Source organism: Actinokineospora sp. NBRC 105648, from assembly GCF_030269645.1.
Taxonomy (GTDB): Bacteria; Actinomycetota; Actinomycetes; order Mycobacteriales; family Pseudonocardiaceae; genus Actinokineospora.
The window spans coordinates 1-26,164 of record NZ_BSTR01000061.1 but is presented as its reverse complement, the minus strand read 5'-3'; the positions used below and the strand labels follow the sequence as shown (position 1 = coordinate 26,164).

General features: G+C 69.8%; 25 protein-coding genes and 1 pseudogene. 19 read left to right on the top strand and 7 right to left on the bottom strand.

Going from position 1 to position 26,164, the window contains the following annotated elements:
• The first annotated feature begins 34 nt into the window (after positions 1-34).
• Positions 35-946: a pyridoxal 5'-phosphate synthase lyase subunit PdxS gene (gene pdxS, locus QSK30_RS32750; protein WP_285508919.1), complete on the top strand. Its 912-nt coding sequence runs from the start codon at positions 35-37 to the stop codon at positions 944-946.
• A 56-nt stretch (positions 947-1,002) separates the two neighbouring features.
• On the opposite strand, the gene QSK30_RS32745 is transcribed toward pdxS, so the two are convergent.
• Positions 1,003-1,560 (bottom strand): helix-turn-helix domain-containing protein, encoded by a 558-nt coding sequence (locus tag QSK30_RS32745; RefSeq protein ID WP_285508917.1) that lies wholly within the window; start codon positions 1,558-1,560, stop codon positions 1,003-1,005.
• 76 nt (positions 1,561-1,636) lie between these two features.
• Between QSK30_RS32745 and QSK30_RS32740 the strand changes: the two genes are divergently transcribed.
• The 6 genes from QSK30_RS32740 to QSK30_RS32715 all read left to right on the top strand — a co-directional run bounded on the left by QSK30_RS32740 (position 1,637) and on the right by QSK30_RS32715 (position 5,276).
• Positions 1,637-2,335 carry an AzlC family ABC transporter permease gene (locus QSK30_RS32740; protein WP_285508915.1) on the top strand — a complete coding sequence of 233 codons (699 nt, stop codon included), beginning with the start codon at positions 1,637-1,639 and terminating at the stop codon, positions 2,333-2,335.
• Positions 2,332-2,640 (top strand): AzlD domain-containing protein, encoded by a 309-nt coding sequence (locus tag QSK30_RS32735; protein WP_285508913.1) that lies wholly within the window; start codon positions 2,332-2,334, stop codon positions 2,638-2,640. The genes QSK30_RS32740 and QSK30_RS32735 overlap by 4 nt, the downstream gene beginning before the upstream one ends.
• A gap of 64 nt (positions 2,641-2,704) precedes the next feature.
• Complete coding sequence (gene pdxT / locus QSK30_RS32730; RefSeq protein ID WP_285508912.1) at positions 2,705-3,352, top strand: pyridoxal 5'-phosphate synthase glutaminase subunit PdxT; 648 nt, start codon at positions 2,705-2,707, stop codon at positions 3,350-3,352.
• A gap of 10 nt (positions 3,353-3,362) precedes the next feature.
• Positions 3,363-4,115, top strand: coding sequence for a YebC/PmpR family DNA-binding transcriptional regulator (locus QSK30_RS32725; protein WP_285508910.1), 753 nt, complete (start codon positions 3,363-3,365; stop codon positions 4,113-4,115).
• 172 nt (positions 4,116-4,287) lie between these two features.
• Positions 4,288-4,800, top strand: a complete 513-nt coding sequence (locus QSK30_RS32720) for a DUF4262 domain-containing protein (protein ID WP_285508908.1) — start codon at positions 4,288-4,290, stop codon at positions 4,798-4,800.
• The gene (locus QSK30_RS32715) at positions 4,797-5,276 is read left to right on the top strand and encodes a GNAT family N-acetyltransferase (RefSeq protein ID WP_285508906.1); all 480 of its coding nucleotides are present in this window, start codon (positions 4,797-4,799) and stop codon (positions 5,274-5,276) included. Before QSK30_RS32720 ends, QSK30_RS32715 begins: the two co-directional genes overlap by 4 nt.
• On the opposite strand, the gene QSK30_RS32710 is transcribed toward QSK30_RS32715, so the two are convergent.
• On the bottom strand, positions 5,246-5,671 hold the full coding sequence (locus tag QSK30_RS32710) for a cupin domain-containing protein (protein WP_285508904.1): 426 nt from the start codon (positions 5,669-5,671) through the stop codon (positions 5,246-5,248). The two genes, QSK30_RS32715 and QSK30_RS32710, sit on opposite strands and share 31 nt — an antisense overlap.
• A gap of 86 nt (positions 5,672-5,757) precedes the next feature.
• On the opposite strand from QSK30_RS32710, the gene QSK30_RS32705 reads away from it, so the two are divergent.
• The 7 genes from QSK30_RS32705 to secF all read left to right on the top strand — a co-directional run bounded on the left by QSK30_RS32705 (position 5,758) and on the right by secF (position 13,684).
• Positions 5,758-7,515 (top strand): metallophosphoesterase, encoded by a 1,758-nt coding sequence (locus QSK30_RS32705; RefSeq protein ID WP_285508903.1) that lies wholly within the window; start codon positions 5,758-5,760, stop codon positions 7,513-7,515.
• A gap of 49 nt (positions 7,516-7,564) precedes the next feature.
• A complete protein-coding gene (ruvC, locus tag QSK30_RS32700) occupies positions 7,565-8,143 on the top strand; it encodes a crossover junction endodeoxyribonuclease RuvC (protein WP_285508901.1) in 579 nt (192 codons plus the stop codon).
• A complete protein-coding gene (gene ruvA / locus QSK30_RS32695; RefSeq protein ID WP_285508899.1) occupies positions 8,140-8,736 on the top strand; it encodes a Holliday junction branch migration protein RuvA in 597 nt (198 codons plus the stop codon). The genes ruvC and ruvA overlap by 4 nt, the downstream gene beginning before the upstream one ends.
• An 11-nt stretch (positions 8,737-8,747) precedes the next feature.
• On the top strand, positions 8,748-9,857 hold the full coding sequence (gene ruvB / locus QSK30_RS32690) for a Holliday junction branch migration DNA helicase RuvB (RefSeq protein ID WP_285508897.1): 1,110 nt from the start codon (positions 8,748-8,750) through the stop codon (positions 9,855-9,857).
• A gap of 126 nt (positions 9,858-9,983) precedes the next feature.
• Complete coding sequence (gene yajC / locus QSK30_RS32685) at positions 9,984-10,361, top strand: preprotein translocase subunit YajC (RefSeq protein WP_285508896.1); 378 nt, start codon at positions 9,984-9,986, stop codon at positions 10,359-10,361.
• Positions 10,362-10,566: 205 nt separating this feature from the next.
• Positions 10,567-12,447 carry a protein translocase subunit SecD gene (gene secD / locus QSK30_RS32680; RefSeq protein ID WP_285508895.1) on the top strand — a complete coding sequence of 627 codons (1,881 nt, stop codon included), beginning with the start codon at positions 10,567-10,569 and terminating at the stop codon, positions 12,445-12,447.
• 1 nt (position 12,448) lies between these two features.
• On the top strand, positions 12,449-13,684 hold the full coding sequence (secF, locus tag QSK30_RS32675; RefSeq protein ID WP_285508894.1) for a protein translocase subunit SecF: 1,236 nt from the start codon (positions 12,449-12,451) through the stop codon (positions 13,682-13,684).
• A gap of 159 nt (positions 13,685-13,843) precedes the next feature.
• Here the strand turns inward: secF and QSK30_RS37220 are convergent.
• Positions 13,844-14,812, bottom strand: a pseudogene (locus QSK30_RS37220) (IS30 family transposase).
• A 159-nt stretch (positions 14,813-14,971) separates the two neighbouring features.
• On the opposite strand from QSK30_RS37220, the gene QSK30_RS32665 reads away from it, so the two are divergent.
• The 3 genes from QSK30_RS32665 to QSK30_RS32655 all read left to right on the top strand — a co-directional run bounded on the left by QSK30_RS32665 (position 14,972) and on the right by QSK30_RS32655 (position 18,942).
• Positions 14,972-15,496 carry an adenine phosphoribosyltransferase gene (locus tag QSK30_RS32665; protein WP_285508893.1) on the top strand — a complete coding sequence of 175 codons (525 nt, stop codon included), beginning with the start codon at positions 14,972-14,974 and terminating at the stop codon, positions 15,494-15,496.
• A gap of 198 nt (positions 15,497-15,694) precedes the next feature.
• Entirely contained in the window at positions 15,695-17,998 is a 2,304-nt protein-coding gene (locus QSK30_RS32660) for a RelA/SpoT family protein (RefSeq protein ID WP_285508948.1), read from the top strand.
• Between the two features lie 47 nt (positions 17,999-18,045).
• The gene (locus tag QSK30_RS32655; protein WP_285508891.1) at positions 18,046-18,942 is read left to right on the top strand and encodes a hypothetical protein; all 897 of its coding nucleotides are present in this window, start codon (positions 18,046-18,048) and stop codon (positions 18,940-18,942) included.
• 90 nt (positions 18,943-19,032) lie between these two features.
• Here QSK30_RS32655 and QSK30_RS32650 read toward each other — a convergent pair whose 3' ends face one another.
• The 4 genes from QSK30_RS32650 to QSK30_RS32635 form a co-directional block, all read right to left on the bottom strand.
• Positions 19,033-21,954 (bottom strand): NACHT domain-containing protein, encoded by a 2,922-nt coding sequence (locus tag QSK30_RS32650; RefSeq protein WP_285508889.1) that lies wholly within the window; start codon positions 21,952-21,954, stop codon positions 19,033-19,035.
• Between the two features lie 72 nt (positions 21,955-22,026).
• A complete protein-coding gene (locus QSK30_RS32645; protein ID WP_285508887.1) occupies positions 22,027-22,707 on the bottom strand; it encodes a helix-turn-helix domain-containing protein in 681 nt (226 codons plus the stop codon).
• A gap of 13 nt (positions 22,708-22,720) precedes the next feature.
• On the bottom strand, positions 22,721-23,485 hold the full coding sequence (locus QSK30_RS32640; RefSeq protein ID WP_285508886.1) for a peptidylprolyl isomerase: 765 nt from the start codon (positions 23,483-23,485) through the stop codon (positions 22,721-22,723).
• The gene (locus QSK30_RS32635) at positions 23,482-24,366 is read right to left on the bottom strand and encodes a peptidylprolyl isomerase (RefSeq protein ID WP_285508884.1); all 885 of its coding nucleotides are present in this window, start codon (positions 24,364-24,366) and stop codon (positions 23,482-23,484) included. Before QSK30_RS32635 ends, QSK30_RS32640 begins: the two co-directional genes overlap by 4 nt.
• Before the next feature lie 130 nt (positions 24,367-24,496).
• Here QSK30_RS32635 and QSK30_RS32630 point away from each other — a divergent pair, with 130 nt between their 5' ends.
• Positions 24,497-25,204, top strand: coding sequence for an MBL fold metallo-hydrolase (locus QSK30_RS32630; protein WP_285508882.1), 708 nt, complete (start codon positions 24,497-24,499; stop codon positions 25,202-25,204).
• Position 25,205: 1 nt separating this feature from the next.
• A complete protein-coding gene (locus QSK30_RS32625) occupies positions 25,206-25,844 on the top strand; it encodes a hypothetical protein (protein ID WP_285508880.1) in 639 nt (212 codons plus the stop codon).
• The last annotated feature ends 320 nt before the right edge of the window (positions 25,845-26,164 follow it).

The window sequence follows — 26,164 nt, the reverse complement described above, 5'->3', positions numbered from 1 at the left end:
GCCGCCGCCACCCTGATCCGAAAGGTCGCAACCCGTGTCCGACGCACAGACCGCCAGCACCACCCCGGAGACCGGCACCACGCGCGTCAAGCGCGGGATGGCCGAGATGCTCAAGGGTGGCGTGATCATGGACGTGGTCGACGCCGAGCAGGCCAAGATCGCCGAGGACGCGGGCGCGGTGGCCGTGATGGCCCTCGAGCGCGTGCCCGCCGACATCCGCGCCCAGGGCGGCGTGGCCCGGATGAGCGACCCGGACCTGATCGACGGCATCATCGAGGCCGTCTCCATCCCGGTGATGGCCAAGGCCCGGATCGGCCACTTCGTCGAGGCCCGGGTGCTCCAGGCGCTCGGCGTGGACTACATCGACGAGTCCGAGGTCCTCACCCCGGCCGACTACGCCAACCACATCGACAAGTGGCAGTTCACCGTGCCCTTCGTCTGCGGCGCCACCAACCTGGGCGAGGCCCTGCGCCGGATCACCGAGGGCGCGGCCATGATCCGCTCCAAGGGCGAGGCGGGCACCGGCGACGTCTCCAACGCCACCACCCACATGCGCAAGATCCGCGGCGAGCTGCGCAGGCTGCAGAACCTGGCCGAGGACGAGCTCTACGTCGCGGCCAAGGAGCTGCAGGCGCCGTTCGAGCTGGTCCGCGAGGTGGCCCGGGCCGGGAAGCTGCCGGTCGTGCTGTTCACCGCGGGCGGCATCGCCACCCCGGCCGACGCCGCGATGATGATGCAGCTCGGCGCCGAGGGCGTGTTCGTCGGCTCCGGCATCTTCAAGTCCGGCAACCCGGCCCAGCGCGCTGAGGCGATCGTCAAGGCCACCACCTTCCACGACGACCCGGACGTGATCGCCAAGGTCTCCCGCGGCCTGGGCGAGGCCATGGTCGGCATCAACGTCGAGGACGTCCCCGAGCCGCACCGCCTCGCCGAGCGCGGCTGGTAGTCGGCACCGCTCGCCGCGCCGCCCGGCCGGTGCGGCGAGCCCCGGACCGGGAGGCGCTACCCGTGCTCGGAGATCATGCAGGCCACGGTCCCCGCGACCAGGGCCTCGAACACGTGCGGCACGTCCCCGGGGTAGGAGACGTAGTCGCCGGGGCCGATGGTGACCGGCTCGTCGGTCAGGCCGATCCGGGCCCGGCCGGAGCAGAGCACGACGTGCTCCACCACGCCCGCCCCGTGCGGCTCCGACTCGCGCCTGCCGCCCGGCTCCGCGCTGATCAGGTAGACGTCGCGGCGGGCGTTGGGCGGGCAGGACGCCAGCAGCTTGGTCACGTAGTCCGCGCGCTCGGAGTGCACCGCCGGGCCCTCGTCCGCGCGGATCACCTGCACCCGCGGCCGCACCGGCTCCACCAGCCTGCTGAACGGCACGTCCAGCGCGACGCTGAGCGCCCACAGCGTCTCCACGCTGGGGTTGCCGCTGCCCGACTCCAGTTGGGAGAGCGTCGACTTGGCGATCCCGGCCCGCTTGGCCAGCTCGCTCAGCGACAGCCCCACGCGGTCGCGTTCGCGCCGCAGCGAGCGCGCGATGATCTCCAGCGGCGCCCCACGCTGTTCCACCGACGATCTCCGTTCGTTGTGACGGACCAGTCGTTCGTCTTGACGAACGACCATCGGCTGTTCATCATACGATGCTATGCGTTCGATCTGGCGAACCCTCGATGCCGACCTGTGGCGCGGCGTGCTGGCGATCGCCGCCGCGGCGGCCATCAACGGCGCCTCGTTCGGCGCCATCGCGGTGGCCGCGGGCCTGCCGCTGTGGGTGCCGGTGGTCATGTCGTTGCTGGTCTTCGCGGGTGGCTCGCAGTACCTGGCGGTCGGTGTGGTGGCGGTGGGCGGCAGTCCGATCGCCGCGGTGGTGGGCGGGCTGATCCTCAACGCCCGGCACCTGCCGTTCGGTCTGGCGGTCGGCGAGGTCGTCGGGAAGAGCTGGCCCGCGCGGGTCATCGGCAGCCACCTGCTGATCGACGAGTCGGTGGCCTTCGCGATGGCGCAGAAGGACCCGACCAGGGCTCGCGCGGCCTACTGGGCCTGCGGCGCCTCGCTGTTCCTGGCCTGGAACGCCGGTGTCCTGGGCGGCGCGCTGGCGGGCAGGCTGGTCAGCGACCCGAACGCGCTCGGCCTGGACGCGGTGTTCCCGGCCGTCATGCTCGCCCTGGTCCTGCCCGCGCTGCACGAGGCGGGCAAGCTGCGGCCCGCCCTGCTCGGCGCGGTGATCGCGCTGGCCACCACGCCGTTCCTGCCGCCGGGGGTCCCGGTGCTGCTGGCGCTGGCCGGACTGGTGGCCGTCCCCCGTAAACCCGCGCCGAGCACCGAGAGCGGGATGGCGGCGTGACCATCGTGCCGATCCTGGTGCTCGCCCTGGGGACCTTCGCCTTCCGCTTCGGCGGCACGCTGCTGCGGGACCGGGTCACCATGCCCGAGCGGGTGAAGGAACTGCTCTCCACCGGCGCCATCGTGCTGCTGGTCGCCCTGGTCGCGACCAGCACGCTGGCCAAGGGCCACGCCTTCGCGGGCTGGGCGCTGCCCGCCGGGGTGCTCGTCGGCGGCGTGCTCGCCTGGCGCAAGGCGCCGTTCGTCGTGGTCGTGGTCGCCGCCGCGGCCACCACCGCTCTGCTTCGCCTGGCCGGGGTGGCCTGACCCGAGCCCCGACCAGGCCGACTAGGCTGATTCGTCGGGTCTTGGAACGCAGGAGGACAACGCGGTGTCGGCTGATCGACCGCTGATCGGGGTACTGGCCTTGCAGGGCGACGTGCGCGAGCACCTCGCCGCGCTGACCGCCGCCGGTGCCCGGGCCACCCCCGTCCGCCGGGAGTCCGAGCTGTCCGAAGTGGACGGCATCGTGCTGCCCGGCGGCGAGTCCACCACCATGTCCCGGCTGCTGGCCACCTTCGGCCTGCTCGATCCGCTGCGCGCGCGGCTGGCCGACGGGCTGCCCGCCTACGGCTCCTGCGCGGGCATGATCCTGCTCGCCGACAAGGCGCTCGACGGGCGCGCCGACCAGCACCAGCTCGGCGGCCTCGAGGTGACCGTGCGGCGCAACGCCTTCGGCAGGCAGGTCGACTCGTTCGAGGCCGACCTGGACTTCGACGGGATCGACGGGCCGCTGCACGCGGTGTTCATCCGCGCGCCGTGGGTCGAGTCGGTCTCGGCGAACGTTCGGGTGCTCGCCACGGTGCCCGACACCCCGGCGGCCGGGGCCGCCGCCGGTAGGATCGTCGCCGTTGCGCAGGGCAACGTGCTCGCCACCTCGTTCCACCCGGAACTCACCGGCGACGCGCGCGTGCACCGCCTGTTCGTGGACCTGGTCCACACGGTCCGCGGGCGCACCACAACCGATCTCGCAGTGTGACGGAGGAGAGATGAGCGGCCACTCCAAGTGGGCGACAACCAAGCACAAGAAGGCCGCCCTCGACGCCAAGCGTGGCAAGCTCTTCGCGAAGCTGATCAAGAACGTCGAGGTCGCCGCGCGCACCGGCGGCGGTGACCCGGACGGCAACCCCACGCTCTTCGACGCCATCCAGAAGGCGAAGAAGAACTCGGTCCCGCAGGACAACATCGAGCGGGCCCGCAAGCGCGGTGGCGGCGAGGAGGCGGGCGGCGCCGACTGGCAGTCGATCATGTACGAGGGCTACGGCCCCAACGGCGTGGCCGTGCTGATCGAGTGCCTCACCGACAACCGCAACCGCGCCGCGGGGGAGGTGCGCACCGCGCTGACCCGCAACGGCGGCACCATGGCCGACCCGGGTTCGGTGGCCTACATGTTCAACCGCAAGGGCGTGGTGGTCCTGCCCAAGAGCGGGCTGTCCGAGGACGACGTCCTGCTGGCCGTGCTGGACGCGGGCGCCGAGGAGGTCAACGACCTCGGCGACAACTACGAGGTCGTCTCCGAGGCCACCGACCTGGTCGGGGTCCGCACGGCGCTGCAGGCGGCGGGCTACGACTACGAGTCGGCCGACGCCGGCTTCCTGCCCTCGGTCACCGTGGCGCTCGACGCCGACGGCGCGCGCAAGATCTTCAAGCTGATCGACGCGCTGGAGGACTCGGACGACGTGCAGAACGTGTACGCGAACTTCGACATATCGGACGACGTCATGGCCGAGGTAGACGCGTGATGTGCAGAACGTGTACGCACTGTGCCATCTTCGACCTGTCCGACGACGTCATGGCCGAGGTAGACGCCTAACCCCGGACGGCAGCACAGCAGCACCAGCACCACCAGCTTCACCGGGCCCGGGTGTTCGACCACCCGGGCCCGTTCGGTCCCCACCGACGAGGAGCCCGCCCATGTCGCTCGACGACATCACCGAGGAGGAGGCGGCCCTGCGCGAGTGGCTGCTGCGGACCGCCGACGCCGAGGGCCACGCGGTGATCGAGGTCGACGGCGACGAGCACGGCGCCCCGTACGCCTTCTCGGTCGGCGCCTGGCGGCGGTTCGGCGCGCCGGAGGCCGTGGTCATCGGCCTGCCGGTGAACATGGCCCGGCCGTTGATCGATATCTACGTGCGCCGCGCCGCGTCGGGGGAGCGGTTCTTCCCCGGGTTGCCCTACCTCGACTTCTTCCAGGGGACACCGGTCGTGGTCGAGCGGGTGCACCAGGGCCACTACCCGGAGTTCCTGGGCAGCGCGACGCTGCTCTACCCCTCCGGCCAGTTCCCGGCGCTGCAGCTGATCGTGGCCACCCCCGACGGCCACTTCCCGTGGAGCCCGCGCGCCCCCGAGGGGTTCGCCCAGTGGCAGCCCGTGCTCACCGAGAGCGGCTACCCGGAGAGCTGGCGCCCGGGCGTCGACGGCCCGTGATCCGCCTCGCCCGCCTCGCACCCGACCACGTGGGCGAGGCGCTCACCGTGCAGCGGGCCGCGTACGTCTCCGAGGCGCAGCGCTACCGCCAGCCGCTGATCCCGCCGCTGGTGGAGACCCTTGAGCAGTTCCGGGCAGACCTGCGGGTCGCGGTCGGTGCCTGGTTCGGTGACCGCCTGGTCGGCAGCGTGCGCGGCCGGGTCGACGGCGACCGGATGGAGATCGCCCGCTTCTCGGTGGCGCCCGACCAGCAGGGCAACGGCGTGGGTCGCGCGCTGCTGGCCGCTGTGGAGGACGCGGCGCCCGCCGAGGTCGAGACGTTCTGGTTGATCACCGGCGCGCGCAGCCACGACAACATCGCGCTCTACGAACGGGCGGGCTACGTGATCGTGGGGGAGCGGCCGGACGTGGTGGGAATCAGGTTGGCCGTCATGGAGAAACCGCGTCACGGCAGCAGCCGCGCGAGCTCGGGGTAGTCGCGCACCAGGTCCGGGGTGCCGAACTCGACGCAGTCGTCGGTGTAGGGCGGCACGACCACGGTTCCCACGAGCGTCCAGGACGCGGTCTCCGACGCCTGCCAGGTGCCCGCCGGGATCAGCACCTGCGGCCGCTCACCGGCGGCCAGGTCCATCCCCAGCACGTGCGTGCGCAGGCCGTCCGGTCCGATCAGCCGCATCGTCAGCGGCGCGCCCGCGTGGTGGACGAACAGCTCCGGCCGGTCCAGCCGGTGCCAGGCGGAGATCTCCGGGGCGACCAGCAGGAAGTAGATCGACGAGAGCGCCGGGTGGGTCAGCGACCTGGTCCACAGCCCGCCCTCGATCGGCAGCGGCTCCAGCCCCAGCGCGGCCGCGATCTCGGTCGGATCGTCCATGCCCGCAGCCTAAGGCTGCCCGATCGGACCTCCCCGATCACCCGGTCGGCCGGCTACGATCTTGGTCCGCACAGGAAGGGGCGTCCGTGCCCGAGTCGACCGACCGCCCGCGGCCCACCGATCGCACCGAGGCCGAACTGGGCTTCCAACCGCAGCAGGCGGTTCGGTGGCTGGCGCCCCGGGTCCTGGTCACGACCGGCATCCAGTCGGCCATCGCGGCGATCTTCGGCTCCTACGCGGACAAGCGCGAGCTGCAGGGCAGCCTGGCCGCGGACCTGCACCGGCACGACGAGCCCGACGGCGAGGGCGAGCTGTGGTTCGACTTCGTCGCCGACCTCGGCGACGGTTTCGACGCCACGTACACGGTGGCGTCCCTCCTCGCCGCGGACACCCTTACCGTGGACGGGCAAGAGCTCCCGCGCGGTCGCTTGCTCGTAATGGGCGGCGATCAGGTCTACCCGTTCGCGTCTACCCGCGCTTACGAGGACCGCAGCAAGGGGCCGTACCGAGCGGCTCTTCCCGCTGCGCAAGGCGCATCGCCCACCCTGTTCGCGCTACCGGGCAACCACGACTGGTACGACGGTCTTACGTCATTCCTGCGTGTCTTCGCGCAACGCAGGCCCTTCGGCGGCTGGGCCACCGAGCAGACCCGCTCCTACTTCGCCATCCAGCTGCCGCACCGCTGGTGGCTGCTGGCCATCGACACCCAGTTCGACGACTACGTGGACTCCCCGCAGCTCGAGTACTTCCGGGCCGCCACCGCCGACCTGCGCGAAGGCGACGGCGTGATCCTCTGCACGTCCAAGCCCGCCTGGGTGGACGCCGGTTCCGGCGGCCACACCAAGGGCTACGACACCATCGAGTTCTTCGACCGCGAGATCGTCCGCGCGAAGGGCGCCCACACCCGCGTGATGCTCTCTGGCGACAAGCACCACTACGCGCGCTACGCCGAGCGCCAGGAGGGCGGTAGGCAGCGGATCACCTGCGGGCTCGGCGGCGCCTACCTGGCCGCGACGCACGAATTACCGACCACACTGTGCCTACCGCCTTCGGCTTCTCGCGTAAGAGATCCCTCACCACCGGCGTTCTACGACCTGGAAGCGCGCTACCCGGACCCGGATACCTCCCGCCGGTTCGCCGCGGGAATTTTCCGCTTGCCGTGGCGCAACCCGGGGTTCTGGGGCCTCACCGGTGGTTTCCAGACCGTCATGACTCTCGCAGTGCTCTATGGACTCGTGCGCACCCTGGACGAGAACGAGCGCCAAGGGTTCTTCGGGTTGGTCGCGAGTTGGGCGCCCGCGTTCATCGTCGGCGTCGTACTGGTGCTCGGCGCACTTGCCTTCGCCCGGTTAGGCAGCCCGCACAGGGTGCTGCTCGCGCGGATTTTCGGCCTCTTACACGGAATCGCGCACATAGCACTGAGCGTCGTGTGGTCGTTCGTCGTGATCTGGCTCTACCGCGACGTTCTCCCGGACGGACCGGTCCAGGACTGGGCCACCCTGGTGATCGTGCTCGTCGGGACCCCGTTGGCCATCGGGTTCCTGGACTCCGAGCTCGTCGCGGGCTACCTGCGGTTGGCCAGCCGGGCCGGGATCAACCTCAACGAGGTGATGGCGGGCCAGAGCATCGAGGACCACAAGGGATTCCTGCGCCTGCGCCTGGCCGCGGACGGCGACCTGACGATCTTCCCCGTCTGCGTCGACACCGTCTGCGCCGACTGGCGGCCCGAGCCGAAGGCCGCCAGGTCCGCGCCGTGGTTCGCGCCGCGCACGCCGCTCGCGCCGCGGCTGATCGAGGACCCGGTCACCGTCACCCGCGTGTCGGCTCGGCCCGCGACCCGCTGACCCCTAGGCTCTCGAACGAGTGTTCACGAGCTGACCGGGAGCGACCACTGTGCGCGTGCTGGGTGTCGACCCTGGCCTGACCCGCCTCGGCATCGCGGTGGTCGACGGCGGCACGGGCCGGGCCGTGCGCGCGGTCGCCGTCGACGTCATCCGCACCCCGGCCGACGACGACCTGGCCGTCCGGCTGCTCAAGGTCTCCGACGCCGTCGAGGACTGGCTCGACCGCCACCGGCCCGAGGTCGTGGCCATAGAGCGGGTGTTCAGCCAGCACAACGTGCGCACCGCCATGGGCACCGCGCAGGCCGCCGGGGTCGTCGCCCTCTCGGCCGCCCGCCGCGGCCTGCCGGTCGTGTTCCACACCCCCAGCGAGGTCAAGGCCGCCGTCACCGGGTCCGGCCGGGCGGACAAGGCGCAGGTCACCACCATGGTCACCCGGCTGCTCGGGCTGGCCACCGCGCCCAAGCCCGCCGACGCCGCCGACGCGCTGGCGCTGGCCATCTGCCACCTCTGGCGGGCCCCGGTGCGCAACCGGATGGCCGAGGCCGAGGCGAGGGCGGCCGAGCTGGCCCGCCATCATCGTGCGAGGCTGGCCGCCGCGGCCAGGCAGATCGGGACGGTGAACAGGTGATCTCTTCGGTACGGGGCACGGTGGCGGCCATCGGCCTGGACCACGCGGTGGTCGAGGTGGGCGGGGTCGGCCTCGCGGTGCAGGCCACGCCGCACACGCTGGCGACGCTGCGCCGCGGCGAGGAGGCCGCGCTGGCCACCGCGCTGGTGGTGCGCGAGGACTCGCTGACCCTGTTCGGCTTCGCCGACACCGAGGCCCGCGACCTGTTCTGGCTGCTGCAGACCGTCTCCGGCATCGGCCCCCGGCTGGCCCTGGCGACACTGGCCGTGCTGGAGCCCGCGCAGCTGCGCTCGGCGCTGGCCGAGGGCAACATCACCGTGCTCACCCAGGTCCCCGGCATCGGCCGCAAGGGCGCCGAGCGGCTGATCATCGAGCTGCGCGACAAGGTCGGCGCGCTGGTCACCGGCACCGAGTCCCCGGTCGCGCCCGCCGCGGGCCAGGTGCGCGGCTCGGTCGTCGAGGCGCTGGTCGGCCTCGGATTCCCGATCAAGCAGGCCGAGCAGACCGTGGACGCGGTGCTGGCCAAGGACGGCGCCGCCGACACCGCGGCCGTGCTCCGCCAGGCCCTGGCCACCCTCGGGCGCAAGCGGTAGTGGACGCCCGGATGGACGATCACCTCGACAACGATCACCCGAGCGGCGACTTCCCCAGCGGCGACTTCCCCGGACCGGGCGGCGAGGACTGGAGCGAGCTCTCGCCGCTGGCCGCGCCCGCCGAGCGCGACGACGAGGTCTCGCTGCGCCCGCGCGACCTGGGCGAGTTCGTCGGCCAGCCCCGGGTGCGCGAGCAGCTGCAACTGGTGCTGCAGGGCGCGTTGCGCCGCGGCTCCCCGCCGGACCACGTGCTGCTCTCCGGTCCGCCCGGGCTGGGCAAGACCAGCCTGGCCATGATCATCGCCGCCGAGCTGGGCAGGCCGATCCGGATCACCTCCGGCCCGGCGCTCGAGCGCGCGGGCGACCTCGCCGCGATGCTGTCCAACCTGGTCGAGGGCGAGGTGATGTTCATCGACGAGATCCACCGGATCGCCCGCCCGGCCGAGGAGATGCTCTACCTGGCGATGGAGGACTTCCGGGTCGACGTGGTGGTCGGCAAGGGCCCCGGCGCCACCTCGATCCCGCTGGAGATCGCCCCGTTCACCCTGGTCGGGGCCACCACCCGGTCCGGCTCGCTGACCGGGCCGCTGCGCGACCGGTTCGGCTTCACCGCGCACATGGAGTTCTACGTCCCCGAGGACCTGGAACTGGTGATCACCCGCTCGGCCCGGATCCTGGGCATCGACCTGCGCCCCGACGGCGCCCACGAGATCGCGGGCCGCTCCCGGGGCACACCGCGCATCGCCAACCGGCTGCTGCGCCGGGTCCGCGACTACGCCGAGGTGCGCGCCGACGGCGCCGTCGACCGCGCGATCGCCCAGGCGGCGCTCAAGGTCTACGACGTCGACGACCTCGGCCTCGACCGGCTCGACCGCGCCGTGCTCTCGGCGCTGGTGCGCTCCTTCGGCGGCGGACCGGTCGGCGTGGCCACGCTCGCCGTGGCGGTCGGGGAGGAAGCGACTACCGTGGAAGAGGTGTGCGAGCCGTACCTAGTCCGGGCCGGGATGCTGGCCAGGACGCCGCGCGGCCGGGTCGCGACCGCCCTCGCCTGGTCCCACCTGGGGCTCACCGCCCCGACCGACGCGCCGGGCTGGGCAGCCCCTACCCTGTTCGGCGAGTGACCGATCGCGCACAGCGGCCGGTGGCCCGCCACCACGGTGCCGCCGTGAACTGGCAGACTCGGGTCAGGCAACCCGAACAATCGGACTTTTCCCCACTGGGCGGAAGAAGTTCCCGGACGGAGAGAAATGAACTCAGCTCTGCTCCCCCTGCTGCTCGTCGCCGTGCTGGCGATCCCGTTGATCCTCGGCTCCCGCAAGCAGAAGCGGTTGCTGGCGCAGCAGCAGGAGCTCCAGAACGCGCTGACCGTCGGTGACCGGGTGATGACCACCTCCGGCATGTACGGCACCGTCTCCGACGTCTCCGACGACGCCACCATCGGCATCGAGCTGGCGCCGGGCGTGGAGACCGTCTGGCTGCGCCAGGCGATCCGCGAGAAGGTCGGCCCGGACGTCGTGGACGAGGACGACGACGAGCTGACCGCCGGTGACCACGAGTCGATCCCGGCCGAGTCCGACAGCGCTGCCGAGGTCGCCCCGCCGCTGGAGCACCGCAAGCCCAACTGACTGTGGTCGCCGACCGCTCCACCCGTTGCCCGCGGTAACGGGGCGCGGAGTGAGGCGTGTAACACTGAGCTGACCCCACAGGAGGTACGCTGCGCCCTCACCCGCCACATGTGATCGGGTGCGGGCGCAGTGTCATGACCACACATCGGGGTGCGGACGATCCAGATCCGTGCGCATCCGAGCGAGCCGAGGAGACGGACCGACCGTGGCACCACCGGTTGGGCAGATCCGCCCAGGACGCTATCTGGCGTTCTTCGTAGCAATCGTCGCGTTTCTCTACGCCCTGGTCTTCGCCACCGGCGACCACAAGGCGACGCCCAAGCTGGGCATCGACCTGCAGGGTGGGACCCGGGTGGCGCTCACCGCGCGGACGGAGACCGGCGAGCCGCCGTCGAAGGAGTCGCTGAACCTCTCCCGGGAGATCATCGAGACCCGCGTCAACGGCACCGGCGTCAGCGGCGCGGAGGTCGTCCTCGACGGCAGCAACATCGTCATCACCGTTCCCGGTGAGGACGGCGAGCGCGCCAAGGACCTCGGCCAGACCGCGCAGCTGCGGTTCCGCCCGGTGATCGGCTCGGTCGGCGCCGCGCCCCAGCAGCAGACGACGCAGCCGCCGGTCACCTCCACCGTGACGGTCCCGACCTCGGGCTCCGCCCCGGCCAGCGCGCCGGTGGTCGCCCCCGCCTCCTCGGCCGCCCCGCAGGGCCGCCCGGCGCCCGCGCTGGCCCAGCAGCCCACCAGCGCGGCCCAGCCGCCCGCGAGCTCCGGCGCCCCGGCGACCAGTGCCGCGCCCCCCGCCTCGGGGGCACCCACGACGCCCGCTCCCGCCGATCAGGCCGCGGCGATCCCGCCGACCTGCACCGGCTACGCGGACCTCACCAAGCCCGGCAGGCCCGCCCTCTCCGACGAGGAGGAGGGCAAGCTGATCACCGAGGCGAAGAAGTGCAGGCAGGACCCGAAGCTGGTGCCCACCAAGGGCGCCGACGGTGCCGAGGTCCCGGCCGACCAGGCGCTGCAGAGCGCGGTCCTAGCCCTGACCGACTGCACCCCGGGCAACACCGACCCGCTGGTCGGCAACGACGACCCGAAGCTGCCGCTGGCCGGCTGCGACCAGGACGGGGCGGAGAAGTTCATCCTCGGCCCGTCGTTCCTGGAGGGCACCGAGATCAGCAACGCCACCGCGCAGAACGACCCGCAGGGCGTCGGCTACGTGGTCAGCGTGAGCTTCAAGTCCACCGGCTCGAAGATCTGGTCGGACTACACCGCCTCGCACGTCCAGCAGCGGGCCGCCTTCGTGCTCGACACGCAGGTCGTCTCCGCGCCGACGATCCAGGGCGCCATCAACGGCGACACCCAGATCACCGGCGGCCAGGGCGGCTTCAAGCAGTCCGAGGCACAGAAGCTGGCCAACGTGCTCAAGTACGGCTCGCTGCCGCTGTCGTTCGAGTCCTCCGAGGCCGAGACGGTGTCCGCCTCGCTGGGCCTGGCCTCGCTCGAGGCGGGCCTGATCGCCGGTGGCATCGGCCTGGCGCTGGTGTTCATCTACTGCCTGATCTACTACCGCCTGCTCGGCGTGCTCACCATCCTGTCGCTGATCCTGTCCGGCGTGGTGGTCTACGCGGTGCTGGTGCTGCTCGGCCGCTGGATCGGGCTCTCGCTCGACCTCGCGGGCATCGCGGGCTTCATCGTCGCGATCGGCATCACCGCGGACTCGTTCGTCATCTTCTTCGAACGGTTGAAGGACGAAGTGCGCGAGGGGCGCACCTTCCGCTCCGCGGTCCCGCGCGCGTGGGTCCGCTCGCGGCGCACCATCCTCTCCGCCGACGCGGTCAGCTTCCTGGCCTCCGCGGTGCTCTACGTGCTGGCGGTGGGCCAGGTCCGGGGCTTCGCGTTCACCCTGGGCATGTCCACCGTGCTCGACCTGGTCGTGGTCTTCCTGGTGACCCACCCGCTGGTGGCGCTCGCCTCGAAGTCCAAGACCCTGTCCAACCCGAAGTTCTCGGGCCTCGGTTCCGTCCAGCGATCCGCCGCCGCGCTGCGCGCGGGCCGCGGTACCGCCACCGGCACCGCCGCGAAGGAAGTGTGACGTGTCGACCAACCACACCCTGAACGCGACCGGTGACGTCGCGAAGTCGGGCAAGAAGAGCAGTGTGTTCGACCGCCTCTACACCGGCGGGGGCGCGTTCGACATCGTCGGCAAGCGCAAGCGCTGGTACCTGGTCTTCGGCGTGCTGATGCTGGTGTGCATCGGCTCGATGGTCTTCCGCGGCTTCAACCTCGGCATCGACTTCGAGGGCGGCACCAAGATCTCGATGCCGTCGGCCAGCGCCTCCGGCCCGATCTCGGTCGACCGGGTGGAGGAGGTGTTCAAGAGCTCGCTCAACCGCGAGCCCTCCTCGGTGCAGACCGTCGGCACCGGCGCGAACGCCACCATCCAGATCAAGTCCGAGACGCTGCAGAACGACCAGGTGGCCAAGGTCAAGCAGGCGCTGTTCGACCAGCTGCGCCCGCAGTCGGCCAACGGCACCCAGAACGTCTCGCAGATCAGCGACAGCGCGGTCTCGGGCAGCTGGGGCGGGGAGATCTCGCAGCAGGCGCTGATCGCGCTCGCGGTGTTCCTGGTGCTGGTGACGATCTTCCTGACGCTCTACTTCGAGAAGTGGATGGCCGTCGCCGCCCTCGGCGCGCTCGTCCACGACCTCGTGGTCACCGCGGGCGTCTACTCGATCGTCGGCTTCGAGGTCACCCCGGCCACGGTGATCGGCCTGCTGACCATCCTCGGGTTCTCCCTCTACGACACCGTCGTGGTGTTCGACAAGGTCAAGGAGAACACCCGGGGCCTGCTCGGCCTGACCCGGCGCACCTACGCCGAGGCGGCCAACCTGGCGCTGAACCAGACCCTGATGCGCTCGATCAACACCTCGCTGATCGCGCTGCTGCCGGTGATCGGCCTGCTGGTCGTCGGCGTCGGCCTGCTCGGCGTGGGCACCCTGCAGGACCTTGCGCTGGTGCAGCTCACCGGCATGCTCGCGGGTGTGCTGTCCTCGATCTACCTGGCGACGCCGATCCTGGTCGACCTGAAGATGACCGAGCCGAAGTTCAAGCAGCAGGCCGACCGGGTCGCGCTGCGCCGGGCCAACCAGGCCCGCCGCGCGGAGGCCTCCGACGCCGAGCTCGCCGAGGACGGCGGCCTGGACGCCGAGCTGCGCCGGGAGAAGGCTTACGCGGTCGCCTCCAGCGTGCCCGCGCGCAACCCCAAGGCCGCCGACGCCCGCCGGGCCAACAAGCCCAGCGGCAAGCCCACGGGCAAGAAGCGCCGCTGAGCCGCCAGTAGCCACGCGCCGCAGGGCGCCCGCCCGGGTCTCGCACCCGGGTGGGCGCCCTGTTGCTCTTCCCCGGACACACCGCCCAGGTGTCCAAGCCGATCGGCGCACCGGTGACAAACTGGTCGTGCCTGGGGCATCACCCAGTGGGGGGCAGGTTCAGGCGGTGGAAGCATCTGCTTGGAGGAGTTCGGCGAAGGCCTCGCTTGGTTTCTTCCAGTGGTGGAGTTTACGGGGTCGGTCGTTGATCTCCGCGGCGATGGCGGCGAGGTAGGTGGGATCGCTGGTGATCTCGACGCCCTTGGGCAGGTACTCGCGGACGATGCGGTTGAGGTTCTCGTTGCTTCCCCGTTCCCACGGTGAGTGCGGGTGGGCGAAGTACACCGGCAAACCTGTCGCTGTGACATCGGAGTGCAGAGCCATTTTCGACCCGCAGTCCCATGTCAACGACCGTCGGATCGTGGCCGGGAGATCCCCGACGGCGGCGATGATCGCCTGGGTCACGGTCAGCGAGTCCCGCCCGGTCAGCGGGATGAGGATGAGGAACCTGCTGGTGCGCTCGACCAGGGTCGCCACCGCGGTCTTGCCTGCCTTGCCGATCACGAGGTCCCCTTCCCAGTGGCCAGGCACGGCACGGCCTTGCACCTGTTCAGGGCGTTCGTCGATGTAGTGGGGCTCGCGGATTCGAGGTGCCGGGGCCGGGAGTGGCCCGGTGCGTCGGGTGCGACCGGTGCGTAACGCGATCAACTCCCGGCGCAGCGTCGCGACCGGCTGGGCGTCGACCCACTCTTAGATCGCCTCGTGACTCACCCGACCAGAGTCCCCGGACGCGTGCTCACGTGCCAATCGGCCCGCGATAGACCCCGGTGACCAGCCCCGACGCAACAACGACCACACCCGCGACCGCGTCCGCGCCGACCGCTCCACCGCCATCACCTTCGGCCGCGACGACCCACCACCGCCGCGGCCTCAGCCGCCACCGCCCGATACCCGACCCGGCCACCATGCCGGGCCACCTCACGCGAGACCACCGATGGATCACGACCGATCCGCACCCGCGATGTCCCTGAACTCCAACAACCCCACCGGGCCCCGAGAGATCTCCTCCCGATCGGCCAACGTCAACATCCCGCGCACGACAGGGATCCTTCCCCACCGAACACCAAGATCACATGCTACGACCGCCTGAACCTGCCGGGCACGACTGCGGCGCGCGATTCGATTCCGCGTTTTCCGCGTGCCGTTTCCGATCACCGGTCGGGCGGCCGCTGCCCCTATTCTCGGCGTGTGGCCTCGACACTCGAAGACGCGCTCGCACTGGTCAGGGACGTCCCGGATTTCCCGGTGCCGGGCGTGCTGTTCCGCGACCTGAGCCCGCTGCTCGCCGACCGCGACGGCTTCCGCGCCGTCGTCGACGCGCTGGCCGCGTTCGTGCCCGACGGCGTCGGGACGCTGGTCGCGGTGGAGGCGCGCGGTTTCCTCTTCGGCGCCGCGATGGCCGCGGTGCACGGGTACGGGCTCGTGCCGGTCCGCAAGCCGGGCAAGCTGCCCGCCGTCGCCGACCGGGTCACCTACGAGCTGGAGTACGGCACCGCCACCCTGGAACTGCCCGAGGGCGTCCTCGGCCCGGGGGACCGGGTCGTGGTGGTCGACGACGTCCTGGCCACCGGCGGCACCGCCGCGGCGGCCACCGGGCTCGCCGAGCGCGCGGGGGCCGAGGTCGTCGGGGTCGTCGTGGTGGTGGAGATCCCCGCGTTGGCCGGTCGGGCGCGCCTGCGGCCGCACACAGTGCACGCGTTGATCGCGGATTGACACGACAGGCGGTCCCCGATGACTCGCTCGGCGTAACGGTTGGGGACTATTCGTCGTCCGCTGTGTGCGGTTCGTCGCCCCACTCCCCGGTCGTCGGGCCTTTCGGAGTTATTCTCGGTACCCGGGCCACACCCGTGACCCGGAAGTCGTGCCGCCGCGACGGCGTCCGAGCTGCCGGGAGCATGGGTGACCCACGACGTGGAGACAGGCACCGCCGCACCGGCGGCCGGGCCCGAGCCGCTCGCCGCCGCCGGGCGGGCGCCCTCGGCCACCCGCCGCGTGCGCGCCCGGCTGGCCCGGCGGATCACCGCCCAGCGCGCCGCACCGGTCAAGCAGGTGCTCGAGCCGCTGGCCGCGGTGCACCGCGAGCTGCACCCCAAGGCCGACCTGGCGCTGCTGCAACACGCCTACGACGTCGCCGAGGAGATGCACCGCAGCCAGAAGCGCAAGTCCGGCGACCCCTACATCACCCACCCGCTCGCGGTGGCCACCATCCTGGCCGAGCTGGGCATGGACACCACCACGCTGGTCGCCGCGCTGCTGCACGACACGGTGGAGGACACCGAGTACTCCCTCGACGGGCTGCGCGACGACTTCGGCGACGAGGTCGCGCACCTGGTCGACGGCGTGACCAAGCTGGACAAGGTGCAGCTGGGCACCGCGGCCGAGGCCGAGACCATCCGCAAGATGGTCATCGCGATGGCCCGCGACCCCCGGGTGCTGGTGATCAAGCTCGCCGACCGGCTGCACAACATGCGCACCATGCGGTTCCTGCCGCCGGAGAAGCAGGCCAAGAAGGCCCGCGAGACGCTGGAGGTGCTGGCGCCGCTGGCCCACCGGCTCGGCATGGCGACGGTCAAGTGGGAGCTGGAGGACCTGGCCTTCGCCATCCTGCAGCCGAAGAAGTACGACGAGATCGTGCGGCTGGTGGCCAACCGCGCGCCCTCGCGGGACACCTACCTGCAGACCGTGGTCACCCAGCTCGGCTCGGACCTGGAGTCCTCGCGGATCACCGCCAAGGTCGAGGGCAGGCCCAAGCACTACTACTCGATCCACCAGAAGATGATCGTCCGCGGCCGCGACTTCGACGACATCCACGACCTGGTCGGCGTGCGGATCCTGGTCGACGACGTGCGCGACTGCTACGCCGCGATGGGCGTGGTGCACGCGCTCTGGCAGCCGATGCCCGGCCGGTTCAAGGACTACATCGCCCAGCCGCGCTTCGGGGTCTACCAGTCGCTGCACACCACGGTGATCGGCCCGGACGGCAAGCCGCTGGAGGTGCAGATCCGCACCCACGAGATGCACCGCACCGCCGAGTACGGCATCGCCGCGCACTGGCGGTACAAGGAGACCAAGGGCACCCACGCCGGGGTCGACGTCGACGAGATGGCCTGGATGCGCCAGCTGCTCGACTGGCAGCGCGAGGCCGCCGACCCGGGCGAGTTCCTGGAGTCGCTGCGCTACGACCTGGCCACCCGCGAGATCTTCGTCTTCACCCCCAAGGGCGATGTGGAGACCCTGCCCGCTGGGTCCACGCCGGTCGACTTCGCCTACGCGGTGCACACCGAGGTCGGCCACCGCTGCATCGGCGCGCGGGTCAACGGCAGGCTGGTCGCGCTCGAGCGCAAGCTGGAGAACGGCGAGGTCGTCGAGATCTTCACCTCGAAGGCCGAGGGCGCGGGCCCCAGCCGCGACTGGCTGGCCTTCGCCGCCTCGCCCCGGGCCCGGGCCAAGATCAAGCAGTGGTTCGCCAAGGAGCGCAAGGAAGAGGCGATCGAGGCGGGCAAGGACGCGATCACCAAGGAGGTGCGCCGGGTCGGGCTGCCGATGCAGCGCCTGGTGTCGGCCGACTCGGTCACCGCGCTGGCCCGCGAGCTGCGCTACACCGAGGTGAGCTCGCTCTACGCCGCGGTGGGGGAGGGGCACATCTCCGCCCGGCACGTCGTGCAGCGGCTGGTGGCCCTGCTCGGCGGGGTCGAGCACGCCGAGGAGGAGCTGGCCGAGCGGTCCACCCCGTCCACCATCACCCGCAGGCGCAGCTCCGGCGACGCCGGGGTGATCGTCAAGGGCGCCACCGACATCTGGGTCAAGCTGGCCCGCTGCTGCACCCCGGTGCCCGGCGACGACATCCTGGGCTTCGTCACCCGCGGCGGCGGCGTGAGCGTGCACCGCACCGACTGCACCAACGCCGACGAGCTGCTCGGCAGCCCGGAGCGGCTGCTGGAGGTGGAGTGGGCGCCCTCGGAGTCCTCGGTGTTCCTGGTCGCCATCCAGGTCGAGGCGCTCGACCGGCACCGGCTGCTCTCCGACGTCACCAAGGTGCTCGCCGACGAGAAGGTCAACATCCTGTCGGCTTCGGTGACCACCTCGCGCGACCGGGTGGCGGTGAGCCGCTTCTCGTTCGAGATGGGCGACCCGAAGCACCTCGGCCACGTGCTCAAGGCCGTGCGCAGCGTCGAGGGCGTCTACGACGTCTACCGGGTGACCTCAGCGTCTTAGTCCGATTCGTACAAGACGGTTCGCCTCGTCCGGCTTACCCTGGCCGGGTGAAGAAACTCAGCGAAGAGGCTGTCGGTAAGGCGGAAGAGTTCATCCTGCGCACGGCGCGCATCCTTGAGCGCAGGCGGTTCGAGTTCCTGTTCCGCGGGGGCGCGGCAGAGCCGGTGTTGACTGCGCTCGCGGCCTACCGCAACCCGGACGGCGGCTACGGCAACGCGTTGGAGCCCGATGGTCGCGGCCCCGGTAGTCAGCCGGTGACGGTCCTCTCGGCACTGCACGTCCTGCACGAGGTGGGCGCCGCGCCGGACGGGGTGGCCGACTACCTGGCCTCGATATCCACTGTGGACGGTGGGGTCCCGTTCGTGCACCCCAACGCCGCGGACTACCCGCGAGCGCCGTGGTGGACGATCCCCGAGACGTACGAGGCGTCCCTGCTGCCCACCGCGAACCTGGTGGGCGCGCTGTGGCAGGCCGGGGTGACCCACCCGTGGATCGACCAGGCCGCCGAGTTCTGCTGGCCGCGCATCGAGTCGCTGACCAACACCCACCCGTACGAGGCGCTGGCCTGCGTGGGCTTCCTCGACGCCGCGCCCGACCGGGCCCGCGCGGAGGCCGCGGCCACCAAGGTCGGCGAGCTGGTCCGCACCGCCGGCCTCGTCCGGATCGGCGACGCGGGCGCCACACCCGAGGGCTACAACGCCGCCGAACTGCACACCCCGCACGAGTACGCGGCGACCCCGGACAGCCTGGCCCGGCACTGGTTCACCGACGAGGAGCTGGGGACGAGCCTGGACGCCCTCGTCGACGCGCAGGGCGAGGACGGCGGCTGGCGGGTGCGCTGGACCATCTGGACCCCGGCGACGGAGTTCGAGTGGGCGGGCTGGATGACCGTGCAGGCACTGACGACGCTGCGCGCCTACGGCCGGCTAGAGCAGGTCTTGTAAAATTGGAGGAGCGGCCGAGGTATGCCGTATCATCCCGTCCGCGTGCGTATCATGAGCAGTTCTCCAGCTTTTCCAGGTGTGCGGGCGGTCTTAGGAGTCAGGCCGCCAGAGTGAGAGATTGCCTGGAAGTTCGTCGCGCCAACGTATCCACATGTCCTGATGGGTTACGAGTACACTTATTTTCCCATCGGCGAGTATGGATAGATCGCACGTCGGGTGTGAGTTTCGTATTCGGACAGTGTGTAGGCTACCCATTTCTATAAGAGTATTCAAGGAGAGGATCTCGCTGCAGTTCAAGTCAAGCACTCTCAGTAGGCTGAGAGTGTGCAGTGGCAGGAGATTTACCGCATCTCCGCACTCGATGGTAAGAAATTGTAGTCCGGGAAGGTTTGCTATTGATCTGACGTCGATCGAGGATTCGGACTGGACAGTCAATTCTTCCAATGGACCGATGTGGCTGACTATCGGCTTGAGATCGGAGAGCTTGCCACGCAGACGCATGCGCTTGATGGGTGGAAGTGATCGTAGGTCGTCCGCTAGGTTCGTGACATTATCCAACTCTAGGTGGGGGATATTCCTGAGGTGGCACAGGACCGCCCGGCTGTACCGGCGTCCGTCAAAATAACGGTTCATCTCAAAGAGCTTGCGTTGAATCGCATCGAGGTGGCGATTCGCCTGGTTGCGGTTGCGTTCTCGGTCGGAGTCTTCCCTTATCTTGGAGTGTTCGATCGCGTAGAAGGATAGTAGATCAAGTGCCTGTGGAGTCCCCAGTAGAGCGACGGCCTCGATCATCGCACTCGCCGCCTCGGTAGAATAGGGGTTCAAACCGCGTGGGGCATGAACCAGCAATGCCGGACCGGCTGATGCCAGCGAACGTGCTTCTTCACTGCGTCGAGGTGGTACGAGATCGCTGAGACAGGCCTCCACTTGGCTGCGCAACTCCGTATCCAGTGGACCGGCCGTTTCAAGGCAGGCGGCCGCGAGCAGCCGCAGTGTTCGACTATGGCGTGGCTCGGAAGAGGCTCGCCCCAACAACCCGGCCAATAGGGCCTTTCGGGTTGGTTCGTTCGCGTGCCCGGCCGCCATGATAATAGTCTCCCGCCAATTTTCCTGGTGGGCATGGTGTAATAGTAGACCAACGTCTCCGTGTTCCGCTGCTTCCCTGGCTGTGAGATATTCCTGAAACGTGCGGTGGACGAAGTCGATCCTTCCCTCAGCGGGTTCCCGGATAACACCGCTTCGCTGCAGTAAGTGGTTCAGCACGAGCGAACTGTCCGAAGTGAGTAGCGGCATATTCCCGAGTCGATCACCGATGCGAACAGTAGCTTCCTCTCGGGAAAGTTCACTCCGACCATTGATGGACAGGCGCCAGGCAAGGTACTGCAGTAGGTAGGTCTTGTCCCGAGCGGACAGTCTCGGTGCGCCGTCGTCTGGGATTCGTCGCTCCACGTCGCGTCTCTCTAGAAGCATGTCCATCGCGGCGGCATAGAGTCCCATCCGGTCCGGTGGTAGCGTGCTGTGCCGGTCCAGGTTGATAGCGCACAACATCGCGCACAACAGTGGATTAGTTACCAGTGCCTGGAGGTGGGGGCTTGAATCGAGTTGCGCGAGCAAGGCGCGCTCGTACCCCGAGATTTCCTCCGGGGCACAGGGTAGATCTGGAACGCCGCGAATCGCACGGTGCCAATGAGCGATCAGTTTGCGTAGGTCGGTTGCTCCCATGCGCTGCAGCATTGCAGAGGTGAAATCTTCTGCGGCCAGCCAGCGCGCCGCAGCGGCGTGCGGCCGAGCGGTGATTACCAGGCGATTGTCAGATTCCACTCTGATGAGTTGTCGGATCCAATCGCGAACTGGACGACGGTCCTCCGCCGCCAGTTCGTCGACTCCATCGATGAGAAGTAGTGCGCGCCCTGCCTCTAGTTGACGGTGCACCCATCCCCGCGGCATCAGTGCTGACAGCGGGTCGGCGACACCATTCAAGAATTCTTCTGGTGCAGGTAGATGACGGCCTGCGTAGCTGCGTAGCTTGATGAAGAAAGGTACGCGTTCGTTGCAATCAGCTAGATCTGTGCCAAACGCTCGTCTGGCCGTATTCACCGCCAGCCAGCGCAGCAGCGTCGTTTTTCCCGACCCGGCTTCCCCGCGCAACAGGAACCGTGCCGCACCGCTAAGTGCGTGCTCGACCTGCATGCTACTGAAGCCTCTGGTGTCGTTCTCCAACAACGAGAGCCGTTCCCATGGAGGTGTATGGTCCTGCCGTGCTTGCTGGTTCGGAGTCACGTCGGGCGAGACTGCGAGGCTTATGTAGGCGACGCTGAGCGGAGTCGAGGGTTGATAAGTCCTAACATTTACCCCGAACAATTCCACGGTGTCGAGTGTGCGGCTGATGTGGTCCAAGTACCGGCGAAGAAATTCTGCGTCGTGGTCGGACCCGCTGGGAGCGTCCAGTGTGCTGACGGGTATCCGTTGGAGAAGTTGCTCGATAGATGAGCTCAACGACGATGTTCGACTCAGTAGTTCAACTATTCCACGGGGGGTGAACTGCGCCATGTGAACAGCTAGTTGTGTGTAAATCAGACAGCATTCGTCAATCAACCGATCGTAGAAGCGGCTCCCTGCCTCGCCTAGGCCAGCTTCGGCTGCTGCGCTTGGTCGTTGTTTTCGGATATACCTGGCCAGGTTTTTCGGATCGGCGTCGATGGCGAAGAACATGGAATCCGACAGGTCGGACTCTACAAAAGCATCCACGACCGTGGACATCGCAACATTTCGATCTTGACTCTCCAAACCCCGCCATTCCGCATCGTGGAACGAATCCAAGCGCTGACCGACAGCATCGCGCATCGCCTCGATCTCGCGGTGCAACCTGCGTCGTTGGTAGTCGTCGAGCAAAGTCGCATTGATCAAGTCAACCAGCGGTTGAGAGCGCTGCGCTTGTTGCTTGCGTTCGGTCAGCATGCGCCGCACAAGGGGTTCGACGAGCAGCTTGGCAAGTCGGAAGCCGTCACTCATGATCATAAGATAGCCGCTAGGATCTGCGGTGACCGCCCGAATCACGAGGCACTTGCAGTATTGTGGAGGGCGCTAGCGGAGGTCGCTCAGGGGAACCCCCGCCAGGGCGCGTACCTCACGGGCTAGGTGGGATTGGTCGGTGAACCCGGCCAGCGCGGCCACCTCGGCGGGCGGGACACCGGTGCGCGCGGTGCGCAGGGCCTGTTGGAACCGCAGGACGCGGTGCAGCACCTTAGGCCCGTAGCCGAACGCGGCCAGGCAGCGGCGGTGCAGTTGTCGTTCGCTCCAGCCCAGGGTGTCCGCCATGTCGCGCACCCGCGCTGAACCCGCCGCGAGCGACCGCACCGTTGCGGCTACCGGATCACCCACGGTTGGAACGCTGTCGAGCAGGACTTGTTGCGCTGCTTGGATGTCCGAGGTCTCGGCAAGCTTGTCGGCGAGCTCTTGCGCCGCCTGGCTTGACCAGACCGCGGATAGCGCTACCCGCGCGTCGCGCAGTTCGTCGACCGGTAGTCCAAGAGCGGTTTCACCGGGTCGGAAGCGCAGCCCCACAAGGGTGCCCGCCCCGGCGGCGATGTGTGGGCCGGTGTCCGGCCCCGCTACGACCAACGCGCCGGTCTCGCGGTGCCAGATGAGGTCGACGCACGCGTCCGGCACCACGCGCGTGCGCGTCATGAGCGCGGACTCCCGGGACCAGACGCAAGCGACGCCCGCCCGGTGGTCCCCGGACGGGCGTCGCTCGCGGTAGGTCATGCCGGTGAGTGTCTCAGGACCCCACGACAGCCTGCTTGATGCTGACCGGCACGGTGGGCGCGCCGTCGTCCTCGCCGCTCTGCGGCGTGACGCCGCCCGCCGCGATCTTGTCCAGCACGGCCAGACCCGCGTCGTCGACGGTGCCGAAGACCGCGTAGTTCGGCGGCAGCGTGGAGTCGGCGTAGACCAGGAAGAACTGGCTGCCGCCGGTGTTCGGCCCGGCGTTGGCCATGGCGACGGTGCCGCGCGGGTAGACCACGCTGCCGCCCGCCGCCTGCTTCAGGTCCTTCGGGTTCTCGTCCGCGATGGCGTAGCCCGGACCACCGGTGCCCTGGCCGCTCGGGTCGCCGCACTGCAGGACCTTGAGCGAGGCCGCCGAGGTGAGCCGGTGGCAGGGCGTGTCGTCGAAGTACTTCTTGCCGGCCAGGAAGGCGAAGCTGCGCGTGGTGCACGGCGCCTTCGCGGGGGCCAGTTCGACCTTGATGGCGCCCAGGTTCGTCGTGAGCGTGACCGTGGCGGGCTTGTCGTCCGCGGTGGCGGGCGGGACGCCCACGTCCCGCGTGGCCTCCCCGCCCCGGGTGCCCCGGACGTACTCGCACGTCGTTCCGGTCGTGGCCGCCGGGGTGGTGGTCCTCGGACTGGCCGACGAGGCCGACATGGTCGTGCGGGGCGCCACGCTCGTGGTGTCGTCGCTGCCCACGGCGCTGCCCGTGGTGGTCGAGGCGCAGCCCGCCACCACGAACGCGGCGCCGACCACGAGCGCGGCGAGCTTCCTCACGCGATCGTCACGCTCTTGATGGCCACCGGGTCCTTGGGCTTGCCGTCGCCCGGGTTGCCCTGGGAGATGGTGCCCTTCTTGGCGATGTCGTCGATCTTCTTCATGCTCTCGGCGTCGATCGAGCCGAACACCGTGTAGTTCGGCGGCAGCTCGGCGGAGCCGTAGACGATGAAGAACTGGCTGCCGTTGGTGCCCTTGTTCGTCTCCGGGTTCTTGCCCGCGTTGGCCATGGCGAGCAGGCCGCGGCCGTACTTGATCTCCGGGAAGACCTCGTCGTCGAAGCTGTAGCCGGGGCCGCCGCTGCCGGTGGCCGACGGGTCGCCGCACTGCAGCACCTGCAGGCCGTCGCCGGTGGTCAGGCGGTGGCAGGTGGTGTCGTTGAAGTAGCCCTGCTTGGCCAGGCTCACGAAGCTGTTCACCGTGCACGGCGCGAGCGCCCGGTCCAGGGTGGCCTTCACGTCGCCGCCGTTGATCGACAGCGTCGCGCCGACCGTGCCGGTGGCCTCGATGCCCTTGTCGGCCGGTGCCTTCGCGGGCTTGGACGCGGGCTTGTCCGCCTCGGCCGGGTAGGCGCAGTCGACCTTCGCGGGCAGCGCCGTCGCCCGCTTGGGCACCGGGGCGAGCTCGGCGGGGATGTTCGCCGGGGTGTCCGGGGCCGCGTCGGTGGACGGCGGCGCCTCGGTCGGCGACGAGGCCGTGTCGGTCGTGGAGCCACCGCCGATGTTGGCCAGCCAGTAGATCAGGCCGACCACGGCGATGACACCCACCACGGTGCTGACCACGCCGATGATGCGGCGCTTGCGAGCGCGCTCGACCCTGTTCGCGAGCTGGCGCTCCAGCTTGCGCTTGGCCGCCTCCCGACGCTGCTGGTTAGTCGGCACCTGGCACCCTCCCTGACCTGACCCGTTGCTGGCTGGCGCGCAGTCTATGGGGGACCCCGGTAAGAACCGCGTGGAGGTACCGGCCGATAGGCTGAGAACTCGCCAAGAATCCGCGACCGGAGGTCCACCCGTGCTCGTCGTCGGCTTCCCGACAGGGGCCTTCCAGGCCAACTGCTTCCTGATCGCCCCGGCCGAGGGGGAGCAGTGCGTGATCGTCGACCCAGGCCAGGAGGCCGAGGAGCCGATCGCCGAGGCGCTGCGCAAGTACCGGCTGTCCCCGGTGGCGGTCGTGCTGACCCACGGCCACCTCGACCACACCTACTCGGTCACACCGGTGTGCGACGGCAACGACGTGCCCGCCTGGATCCACCCGGACGACCGCTACATGCTCAGCGACCCGCTGCGCGGCCTCAGCGCTGAATCAGCCCGCTTCTTCGCGGGTCTGGAGATGCGCGAGCCCGGCCAGGTCCGCGAGATGCACGACGGCACCGAGCTCGACCTAGCCGGCCTGAAGCTGGTCGTCGACCACACCCCCGGGCACACCCGGGGCTCGGTGAGCTTCCGGCACGAGACCGACGAGGGCGGCCAACTGCTCTTCTCCGGCGACACCCTCTTCGCGGGCTCCATCGGCCGCACCGACCTACCCGGCGGCTCGATGGCGATGATGACCGACTCGCTGCGCAAGGTCCTGGAGCTCGACGACGAGACCGTCGTGCTCCCCGGCCACGGCCCCACCACCACGATCGGCCGGGAGCGGGTCAGCAACCCGTTCCTCACCGGCCTGGTCGACCTGTCCGACCCCGCGTCGGAGCACCGCGGCCGCGGACGGGGCATCTGAGGTGGCTGACGAGGTCTCGCCCCACCACATCCCACTGAGCATCGCCGAACCCGCGAACCGCAAGCGCGGCCTGGTCGCCTTCGCGGTCGCCCTCGTCCTCGGCGCCGCAGTCGGCGGTGTCGTCGGTCTGGTCGCCGGCCGCTGGCCCGGGGTGATCACCGCGGCCGTGATCGTCCTGGCCCTCACCCTCCTGTCCTGGGCCTCCGCCCGGCGCACGGTGTGGCTCGAGGACGGCAACCGCGTGGTGGCCCGCACGATCGGCCGAAAGGCAGTCGACCTGCGCACCGCCGACCGCTTGGAACTGCTGGTCACCGACGTCCGCGGCATCCGCACAGTCGGCCTGCTGGTCGGCGAGGGCCGCAAGTCCATCAACCTGGCCCTGGCCCTGTACTCCGGCACCGGCGGCCGTGAGCTGGGCATCCTGGTCCTGCGCAAGCTCGCCGACGCCCTCGCCACCAGCGAGAACCCCTCCGGTCTGGTGTTCTCCCAACTCCTGGTGGCCCAACTGCGGGCCGAGGCCAAGGGCGAAGCCGCCCCGGACCGCCCCCTGTTCCGGATCGCTTCAGTTGCGCCGAGCGGCAAGCTCGCACAGCGACTCTCCCAGCAGGCCGTGACCCGCTTCGTGGCGTCACTGGACTAGAGCTTGTCCGCAAGCCGGACCAAAGGTAGGCAACAAGATCCCGGCCCCGCTGGAACGCAACAGGATCCCCACCCCGCTGGTACCGCAGCGGAAAGGCCGACTCCGCTGGCACCCAAGTGAATCCCGCCCCCCAGCAAACCGCAGCGGATAGGCCGACTCCGCTGGCACCCAAGTGAATCCCGCCCCCGCTGGTACCGCAGCGGTGAGGCCGACCCCGCTGGTACGCAAGTCCCGTTACGGATGCTCGATCTAGTGGACTCGCTTCGTGTGGGGGGAGAGTGCCGCTAAACTTGCCGTGGGTGGGGATGCCCTTACCCTGC

What these genes read in the sequence shown, in the direction of transcription:
- QSK30_RS32725 (WP_285508910.1), top strand. Translation starts at nt 3,363, where the DNA reads ATGAGCGGCCACTCCAAGTGGGCGACAACCAAGCACAAGAAGGCCGCC.
- QSK30_RS32720 (WP_285508908.1), top strand. Translation starts at nt 4,288, where the DNA reads ATGTCGCTCGACGACATCACCGAGGAGGAGGCGGCCCTGCGCGAGTGG.
- yajC (WP_285508896.1), top strand. Translation starts at nt 9,984, where the DNA reads ATGAACTCAGCTCTGCTCCCCCTGCTGCTCGTCGCCGTGCTGGCGATC.
- QSK30_RS32645 (WP_285508887.1), bottom strand. Translation starts at nt 22,707, where the DNA reads ATGACCTACCGCGAGCGACGCCCGTCCGGGGACCACCGGGCGGGCGTC.
- QSK30_RS32740 (WP_285508915.1), top strand. Translation starts at nt 1,637, where the DNA reads ATGCGTTCGATCTGGCGAACCCTCGATGCCGACCTGTGGCGCGGCGTG.
- ruvB (WP_285508897.1), top strand. Translation starts at nt 8,748, where the DNA reads ATGGACGATCACCTCGACAACGATCACCCGAGCGGCGACTTCCCCAGC.
- QSK30_RS32710 (WP_285508904.1), bottom strand. Translation starts at nt 5,671, where the DNA reads ATGGACGATCCGACCGAGATCGCGGCCGCGCTGGGGCTGGAGCCGCTG.
- QSK30_RS32650 (WP_285508889.1), bottom strand. Translation starts at nt 21,954, where the DNA reads ATGAGTGACGGCTTCCGACTTGCCAAGCTGCTCGTCGAACCCCTTGTG.